Annotated in this window: 8 protein-coding genes; 1 reads left to right on the forward strand and 7 read right to left on the reverse strand. The window is 71.7% G+C overall.

Translation table 11 applies throughout. From position 1 onward, the window contains the following. Positions 1 to 203: 203 nt before the first annotated feature. From gcl to ACFFNX_RS34960, 6 genes are all read right to left on the reverse strand, one after another. Complete coding sequence (gene gcl, locus ACFFNX_RS34935; protein ID WP_446678544.1) at positions 204 to 1,904, reverse strand: glyoxylate carboligase; 1,701 nt, start codon at positions 1,902 to 1,904, stop codon at positions 204 to 206. Between the two features lie 14 nt (positions 1,905 to 1,918). Continuing rightward, a complete protein-coding gene (locus tag ACFFNX_RS34940; protein ID WP_378210196.1) occupies positions 1,919 to 2,809 on the reverse strand; it encodes an ROK family protein in 891 nt (296 codons plus the stop codon). A gap of 12 nt (positions 2,810 to 2,821) precedes the next feature. Then, a complete protein-coding gene (locus ACFFNX_RS34945) occupies positions 2,822 to 3,193 on the reverse strand; it encodes a hypothetical protein (protein WP_378210197.1) in 372 nt (123 codons plus the stop codon). A gap of 88 nt (positions 3,194 to 3,281) precedes the next feature. Beyond that, entirely contained in the window at positions 3,282 to 3,713 is a 432-nt protein-coding gene (locus tag ACFFNX_RS34950) for an SRPBCC family protein (protein WP_378210198.1), read from the reverse strand. Between the two features lie 51 nt (positions 3,714 to 3,764). Then, positions 3,765 to 4,532 carry a metallophosphoesterase family protein gene (locus ACFFNX_RS34955; RefSeq protein ID WP_378210199.1) on the reverse strand — a complete coding sequence of 256 codons (768 nt, stop codon included), beginning with the start codon at positions 4,530 to 4,532 and terminating at the stop codon, positions 3,765 to 3,767. A gap of 29 nt (positions 4,533 to 4,561) precedes the next feature. Continuing rightward, positions 4,562 to 5,251 carry a copper homeostasis protein CutC gene (locus ACFFNX_RS34960; protein ID WP_378210200.1) on the reverse strand — a complete coding sequence of 230 codons (690 nt, stop codon included), beginning with the start codon at positions 5,249 to 5,251 and terminating at the stop codon, positions 4,562 to 4,564. Positions 5,252 to 5,538: 287 nt separating this feature from the next. Here ACFFNX_RS34960 and ACFFNX_RS34965 point away from each other — a divergent pair, with 287 nt between their 5' ends. Further along, positions 5,539 to 7,308, forward strand: a complete 1,770-nt coding sequence (locus tag ACFFNX_RS34965) for an AMP-dependent synthetase/ligase (protein ID WP_378210201.1) — start codon at positions 5,539 to 5,541, stop codon at positions 7,306 to 7,308. Between the two features lie 117 nt (positions 7,309 to 7,425). On the opposite strand, the gene ACFFNX_RS34970 is transcribed toward ACFFNX_RS34965, so the two are convergent. Beyond that, positions 7,426 to 8,075: glycosyltransferase family 4 protein (locus tag ACFFNX_RS34970; RefSeq protein WP_378210202.1), on the reverse strand; the 650-nt coding region annotated here is incomplete at its 5' end.

The raw sequence follows: 8,075 nt of genomic DNA on the forward strand, positions 1-8,075 counted from the left end.
GACCGGCGATCGGCGTGCCGTCCACCGGCGAGGTGGCGTGCGCCGGTTCGCCGTCGCCGCGCCACCGGCCGCCCCAGTGGTTGCGCACGCGGTCGTCGTCGAACGCCTCGGGCGCGGCCTCCTGGCAGCGCCGGTACGCGTCGGCCCAGCGCGTGCCCGGCTTGATCCTCAGCGTCATCACGTCCTCCGCATAGTGTATGCAGTCATTGGGCGACAAAAGAGGCCGGTTCGGGGACCGGCTCGTACTCCGTGATCGCGTCCAGCGACACGCCCATCGCCGCGTTCGCCTCGCGCTCGACCATGACCTCCACGAGCACCGGCAGCCGGGCCCGCTCGCTCTCCTCGGTCGCCCACGCCAGCGCCCCGCGGATGTCGTCCGGACGCTCGACCCGGCGCGCCGGGCAGCCGAACGCGTCCATGAGCTTGACGTGGTCGACGCCGCCCTCGCCGTAGTGCAGGTCGACGGCGTAGTTCATGTCGTACGGGAGCTCCGCCTGGCGGATCAGCCCGAGGTACTCGTTGTTGATCATGACGACGACGAAGGGGATCCGGTACTGCGCCGCGACCGCGATCTCCTCCATCAGGAACTGGAAGGAGTAGTCCCCCGCGACGGCCACGACCGTACGGTCCGGGTGCGCGCACTTGACGCCCATCGCCGCCGGCACCTCCCAGCCGAGCGGCCCGGCCTGCCCGCACACGAGGTAGCGCCGCGGCAGGTACGTGCGCTGGAACTGACCCGACCAGATCTGGTACAGCCCGATCGCGGTGACGAACGTGGTGTCCGGGCCGAAGAAGTCGTTGATCTCCCGGAAGACGCGCGGCGGTTTGATCGGGACGTCGTCGAAGTCGTCGCGCCGGGACAGGGTGGCGCGCAGCTCGTCGACCCGGCCCGCCCACTCCCCCGCCGGCCGGGCGGGACCCGCCGCGCGGGCGTGGTCCAGCAGCGACGCGAGCGCCGGCCGGGCGTGCCCGACCATGCCCAGGTCCGGCTCGAACACCCGGCCGATCTGCGTCGGCTCGATGTCGACGTGGATGAAGCGCCGGCCGCGCCGGTACGTCTCCAGGTCGCCGGTGTGCCGGTCGCCGAACCGCGCCCCGACCGCCAGGACCGTGTCCGACTCCAGGAACGCGGCGTTGCCCCACCGGGTCTGGGTCTGGATGCCGGCCATCCCGGCGAACAGCGGATGGTCCTCGGGAAAGGCGCCCTTGCCCATGAGCGTGACCTGCACCGGGATCTGGAGGTACTCGGCGAGCGCCCGCAGTTCGGCGTCCGCGCCGCCGACGATGACGCCGCCGCCGGCGAGGATGAGCGGCCGCTCGGCGGTGAGCAGCATCTCCACCGCCGCGCGCACCGGCTCGGGCCGTGGCGCGAAGACCTCGACCGGCAGGGGTCCGTCGAGGGCCGGGTCGTAGCGACACTCGCCGCGCTGGACGTCCAGGGGCAGGTCGATCAGGACAGGCCCCGGGCGGCCCGACCGCGCCACGTGGAACGCCTCCCGGAACACCCACGGCGCCTGGGCCGGCTCCTTCAGCTGCACCGCCCACTTGCAGACCGGCCGCGCGATCTCGACGATGTCGACCGCCTGGAACGACTCCTGATGCAGCTTGGCCAGCGGCGCCTGGCCGGTGAGGCAGACGATCGGGACCGAGTCGGCGAGCGCGGTGTACAGGCCGGTGATCATGTTGGTGCCCGCCGGGCCGGACGTGCCGACGCAGACGCCCACGTTCCCGGTGACGCGGGCCCACCCGTCCGCGGCGTGCGTGCCGCCCTCCTCGTGCCGCACGGTGACGTGCCGGATCCGGCTGGTGCGCAGCGCCGCGTAGAACGGCAGGATCGCCGCGCCCGGGATGCCGAAGACCGTGTCGACGCCCTCGGACTCCAGGACGCGGACGGCCGCCTCCATACAGGGGATTCTGTTCACGCCCGGTCCTTCCCGGAGATGTTCTCGACCACCTTGAGCAGGGCCGAGTGGTCGAGCGAGCCGTGACCCTGGGAGCGGGCGGCGGCGACGAGCTGGGCGACCAGCCCGGTCATCGGCAGGGCCACGTCCGCCTCGCGGGCGGCCGCGAGGGCGATGCCCATGTCCTTGTGGTGCAGGTCGATACGGAAGCCGGGGGCGAACTCCCGGTTCACCATCGACTCGCGTTTGAGGTCGAGGACGCGGCTGCCCGCCAGCCCGCCGGCGAGCACGTCCAGGCCGGTCCGGCCGTCGACGCCGGAGGCCTCCAGCAGCACGAGCGCCTCGGCGACCAGCGCGTTGCCGGAGGCGTACTGCTCCCAGCAGCCGCGGTTGCCGCAGCCGCAGCGCCGCCCGTCCGGGACGACGCGAAAGTGCCCGAACTCGCCGCCGATGCCGAACCGGCCGCGGTACAGGTCGCCGTCCATGATCAGCCCGCCGCCGATGCCGGTGCCCAGGGTGATCAGGACGATGTGGTCCTCGCCACGGCCGGCGCCGAACTTCGCCTCGCCCCACGCGGTGGCGTTGGCGTCGTTCTCCACGATCACCGGCAGGCCGACCTGGCTCTCGACCTTCTTCTTGAGCGGCTCGTCGCGCCAGGCGAGGTTCGGCGCGAACAGCACCATGGAACGGCTCTCGTCCACGAAGCCCGCGGCGCCGAGGCCGACCGCCTCGACCTCGTCGAACTTGCCCTTGAGGATGTCGACGACCTCGGCGATGACCGCGGCCGTCTCGTGGGGGCTCGTCGAGGGCGTCGGGCGCCGGAGCTTCTCGACGATCCGGCCGTGGTCGTCGACCACCCCGGCGGCGACCTTCGTACCGCCGACATCCACACCAATGGTCAGCGTCATCGACGCGGCCCCCTAGTCACCCTGCGGCCGGCCGCCGTCGGCCGGTTCTCCACCCGGCTCGTGACGCGGCGGCTCGGCCGGTTTCGTACGCTCGAACCCCGCCACCGCCTCGCGGAGCGCGGCGTAGAGTGACTCGCCCGCGGACACCACGTGGCTCACCACGTCGGGGCCGGACGTACGGGACGCCGCGATCGCCCGGCACACCGGGCAGTAGCGGCACTCCGGCGCGCCGGTCGCGATGTGCTCGCCCCAGGCTTCGCTGGTGGCCTCGCTCCACACGTCGCCGGATCGAGAGCCGGCGCCCGTGGCGCCGCTCACACGCTTCCGCAGCACCTCGACGAGGCGCACTGCCTCGAACAGCGCCGATGCTGGCTGTTCACTCATGGGGTCATCATCTACCTAATCGTTCGGCGTGAAACGGTACCGTCCCGCGAGGGATGCCTGGCACACAGGCCGGACATCCAAGGTGCACCTAGGCTTCGACGCGCTGTTTGAGCCCTTTCAACGCCGTCTCGATGATCCGCTTCTCCGCTTTGCGCCGGACCATTCCGATCATCGGGATCCGTACGTCGACCGCGAGCTCGTAGGTCACCTCGGTGCTCCCATCGACCGAGGCGAGGCGATATGCCCCGGTCATACCGGTCAGCATCGTGCCGGCCTCGGCGAGGTTCCAATGGACCGCGTCGTCGTCCCAGTCGTAGGCCAGGACATAGGTGTCCTTGATGGGACCGGCCTCCAACGTGATCCGTACCTGCTCGGCCCGCCCGTCGTCTCCGGCGGACAGGACCTCGGCGGCGGTGATGCCATCGGCCCATCCAGGGTATGCCGGAAAATCGGCGATCACCGCCATGATCTCCGGTGCGGTGGCGCCGATCGTGATGCTCGAACTCGTGCGATCCGCCATCGCGGGCGTCCTTTCTTCGGCACTCGAACGTTTCCTGCGGGAGCGTAGCCGTTACCACTCCAGAACGTACGGAACGCCGCGAGCGCGAAAGTGCCCGACGTTGACGCATTCGGTGCGGCCGATCCGCGTCCGGCGTACGAGCGGCTGGTGGACGTGGCCGAACAGCACGTAGCGCGGCTGCGTGTCGCGGATGGCGTCCAGCACCGCCTCGCTGCCCCGCTCGAAGCGGCGCGCCACGGTGTCGTAGAGCAGGTCGGGCACTGCCGGCGGGATGTGGCAGCACAGGACGTCGACCGCGCCCACGGCCGCCACCTTGGCCGCGAAGGTCTCGTCGTCGATCTCGTGCGGCGTGCGGTACGGGGTGCGCAGGCCGCCGCCGACGAAGCCGAACCGCCAGCCGTCGAGGTCGACCGTCTCTCCGTCGAGCACGTGGTGGCCCTCACGGAGGTTCTCCGCCCACATGCGAGGGATGTCGACGTTGCCGTACGTGAGGTAGGCGGGGGTGGGCATGGCGCCGAACAGCGCCTTGTACTGGCGGCGGACCGCCGCCTCGATGTGCGCCCGCGGCTCGCCCTCCAGCGACGCCCACAGCCGCCCGGAGAACTCCCGCGCCTCCTCGAAGCGCTTCTGGGTGCGCAGGGAGATGAACGTGTCGGCGTGCCGCTCGCCGAACAGGTCGGCGAAGATGCCCTGGGCGTGGTCGTCGTAGTCGATGAAGAGGATGAGATCCCCGAGACAGACGAGCGCGTCGGCCCCATCGCCGGCGGCGGCGAGCGCGTCCGCACGCCCGTGCACGTCGCTCACCACATGAACCCGCATAGGTGCACCTTACTTCCGCGAACGCCGTCTCAGCCGTACGGCGACGCGTCGATCACCGCCCGCCACGTGCGTACGAGCGAGGCGTCGACCGCCGCCACCCCGGAGACGTCGCGCCGCCGGACGGCCGCGCCGACGTGGAACGCGTCCACCCCGGCGGCGGTGAGCACGGCCACGTGCTTGCGCCGCAGCCCGCCGCCCACGAGCATCACCGGCGCGTACGCCGCGGCGCGCCGCAACAGCGACTCCATGCCGGTGTCGACGCCGCGCGGGGACCCGGCGCAGAGCACGGCGTCCAGGCCCGCCAGCTCCTCGATCGCCAGCCATGCCTCGTCGGCGCACACGGCGTTGTCGATGGCCCGGTGGAAGGTCCACGGGAGCGGCGCGACGGCGTCGGCCAGCTTCGTGGTGGCCGACGTGTCGACGGTGCCGGCCGCCTCCAGGAAACCGAAGACGAAGCCGTCCGCTCCGGCCTCGGCGTGCTCCCCGGCCGCCCGCCGCAACCGGTCCAGCTCCGGGCCGTTCGTGCGGAACCCGGTCTTGGCCCGCAGCATGACGCGCATCGGCAGGGACGTGGCGCGGCGCACCCCGGCGACGACACGGGGGTCGGGCGACAGCCCGCCGGCCCGCAGGTCCGCCACGACCTCGATCCGGTCGGCGCCTCCCTCCTCGGCCGCCTCCGCGTCGGCCTCGGTCTGAATGACCACCTCGAGCAGCGACATCCTTCTCCCCCGATCGCCCGGCGAGCGCATTCTCGCGACGCCCGGGAGCCGAGCGGGCCGGATTGACCTGGTCTTTGTCCAGCCGTACCGCGCGCGGGCGGTTCGGGGCGGGCGGGCCTCATTCGTACGGGCCCTCCCCGGGCGCGCCGCGACGATGGTGAGGAAGTGCGTCGAGCGGTGATAAGAAGAAATGCGAGACGCGTCACCCGCCGGAGGCTACCGATCGGTAAGTGGACGCGGTAGCGTCCGTGCAGCCCCTGGCAGCCATGCCCGCAAAGGAGAGATCCGTGCGTGAGTTCAGCGTTCCCGCGCAGGTGACGATCGCCGGCTCGGCGAATCTGACCGAGACGCTTTTCTCCCGGGCCGCCGAGGAGCCCGGCCGTACGGTCTTCCGCCGCAAGGACGGCGCGGGATGGCGCGACGTGAGCGCGCGCGAGTTCGCCGACGAGGTCACCCGGGTCGCCGAGGGCCTGGTCGCGGCCGGCATCGAGCCCGGCGACCGCGTGGCCCTCATGTCCCGGACCCGCTACGAGTGGACCGTCGCCGACTACGCCATCTGGACGGCCGGCGCGGTCACCGTGCCGATCTTTGAGACCTCCTCCGCCTCGCAGATCGAGTGGATCATCGGCGACTCCGGCGCGAAGGCCGTGTTCGTCGAGAGCGACGAGCACGAGAAGGCGGTGGCGTCCGTACGCGGCGGCCTGCCCGAGCTCGCACACGTGTGGCGGATCGACGAACCCCCGTCCCGGCCTTCGGACGATGCGGCAGGCGGCGACCTGGACGAACGGCGCGCCTCCCGTACCTCCGGCGACCTGGCCACGGTCATCTACACCTCGGGCACGACCGGCCGGCCGAAGGGTTGTGAGATCACCCACGAGAACCTCCTCGCGACCGCGCGCAACACCATCGAGGGCGCGCTGACCGAGGTGTTCGCCCTGAGCGAGGGCTCGACCCTGCTGTTCCTCCCGCTCGCCCACGTGTTCGCGCGGCTCATCGAGGTCGGCTGCGTGGAGGCCGGCGTGATCATGGGCCACACCCCCGACCTGACCGACCTCGTCGGCGACCTCGAGTCCTTCCGCCCGACCTTCCTGCTCGCCGTGCCGCGCGTGTTCGAGAAGGTCTACATCGGGGCCGAGCAGAAGGCCGCCGCGGACGGCAAGAGCAAGATCTTCCGCATCGCCGCCGACACCGCGATCGACTACAGCCGCGCCGCCTCCCCGGGCCTGGGCCTGCGGCTGAAGCACGCGGTCTTCGACCGGCTCGTGTACGCCAAGCTGCGGGCCGCGGTCGGCGGCCGGGTGACCCACGCCGTGTCCGGCGGCGCCGCCCTGGGTGAGCGCCTCGGCCACTTCTTCGACGGGGTCGGCATCACCATCCTCGAGGGATACGGCCTGACCGAGACGACCGCGCCGATCGCGGTCAACCTGCCGAGCGACAACCGCATCGGCACGGTCGGCAAGCCCATCCCCGGCACTTCGGTGCGCATCGCCGACGACGGCGAGGTCCTGGCCAAGGGCCCGAACATCTTCGCCGGCTACTGGCACAACGATGAGGCCACCAAGCAGGTCCTGGAGGACGGCTGGTTCCACACCGGCGACATCGGCGAGCTCGACGGCGACGGCTACCTGAAGATCACCGGCCGGAAGAAGGAGCTCATCGTCACCGCCGGCGGCAAGAACGTCGCCCCCGGCCCGCTGGAGGACCGGCTGCGCGCCCACCCGCTCATCAGCCAGTGCCTCATCGTCGGCGACGGCCGCAAGTTCATCGGCTGCCTCATCACCCTCGACCCCGAGGCGATCGAGCCGTGGAAGCAGGAGCACGGCAAGTCGTCGCTGTCGATGGCCGAGCTGACCGAGGACCCCGACCTCCTACACGAGATCGACACGGCGGTGGCCGAGACCAACGCGTCGGTGTCGCGGGCCGAGTCGATCAAGAAGTACCGGATCCTCGAGAAGGACTTCACCGAGGAGACCGGCCACCTCACGCCGACCCTGAAGGTCAAGCGCAACATCGTGCTCAAGGACTTCGCGGACGAGATCGAGGCGCTCTACTCCTAGCCCCCTGTAACCGGAACACCACGGGAAGCGAGGAGGTCGCGGCCGTACGCGAGTCGCCGGTGAGGGCCGGGGCCGGACCGGCGCCGTAAGGTCGGCTCTCCGAGGGGACGTCGCCCGTCACGGCATGTTCCTGGTCTGTCCCTCCAGCAGTGCGGCGAAGCGGCGCGCCTGTACCTCCCAGCGCCACTCCTGCTCGATCCACGAGCGGCCCTTCTCCCCCATCGCGGCCGCCTCCGCCCGGTCGCTCAGCAGGTCGATGACGGACTGGGCCACGGCGATGACCGAGCGGCCGTCGACCACGACGCCGGTCTCGCCCGCGAGCACGGCGTCCGGCGCGCCGCCGGAGTCACCCGCGATGACCGGCAGGCCGGTCGCGGACGCCTCCAGGTAGACGATGCCGAGCCCCTCGACGTCCAGGCCGGCCCGGCGGGTCCGGCACGGCATCGCGAAGACGTCGCCGGCGTCGTAGTGCGCGGGCAGTTCGTCCCACGGGACGGTGCCGGTGATCCGCACCGACCCGGCCACGCCCGTCTCGTCGCGGAGCCGCTCCAGGGTCGTCCGGTACGGTCCGCCGCCGACGAGCAGCAGCGTGGCGTCCGGCACCGCGCGCAGCACCCGGGGCCACGCCCGGATCAGGGTGTCCTGGCCCTTGCGCGGCACGAGGCGCGAGACGCAGACGACGACCGGCCGGTCTGCCAGGCCGTACCGTGCGCGGATCTCCGCTCCGCCGGCGCCGGCGCGGAACACCGTCTCGTCCACGCCCGGCG

Origin of the sequence: Actinoallomurus acaciae (genome assembly GCF_042429965.1) — a bacterium.
Classification (GTDB): Bacteria; Actinomycetota; Actinomycetes; order Streptosporangiales; family Streptosporangiaceae; genus Actinoallomurus; species Actinoallomurus acaciae.

Excerpts from the sequence above, each read along its gene's own strand:
- ACFFNX_RS34945 (WP_378210197.1), bottom strand. The coding sequence starts at position 3,193 with ATGAGTGAACAGCCAGCATCGGCGCTGTTCGAGGCAGTGCGCCTCGTC.
- ACFFNX_RS34940 (WP_378210196.1), bottom strand. The coding sequence starts at position 2,809 with ATGACGCTGACCATTGGTGTGGATGTCGGCGGTACGAAGGTCGCCGCC.
- ACFFNX_RS34955 (WP_378210199.1), bottom strand. The coding sequence starts at position 4,532 with ATGCGGGTTCATGTGGTGAGCGACGTGCACGGGCGTGCGGACGCGCTC.
- ACFFNX_RS34960 (WP_378210200.1), bottom strand. The coding sequence starts at position 5,251 with ATGTCGCTGCTCGAGGTGGTCATTCAGACCGAGGCCGACGCGGAGGCG.
- gcl (WP_446678544.1), bottom strand. The coding sequence starts at position 1,904 with ATGGAGGCGGCCGTCCGCGTCCTGGAGTCCGAGGGCGTCGACACGGTC.
- ACFFNX_RS34950 (WP_378210198.1), bottom strand. The coding sequence starts at position 3,713 with ATGGCGGATCGCACGAGTTCGAGCATCACGATCGGCGCCACCGCACCG.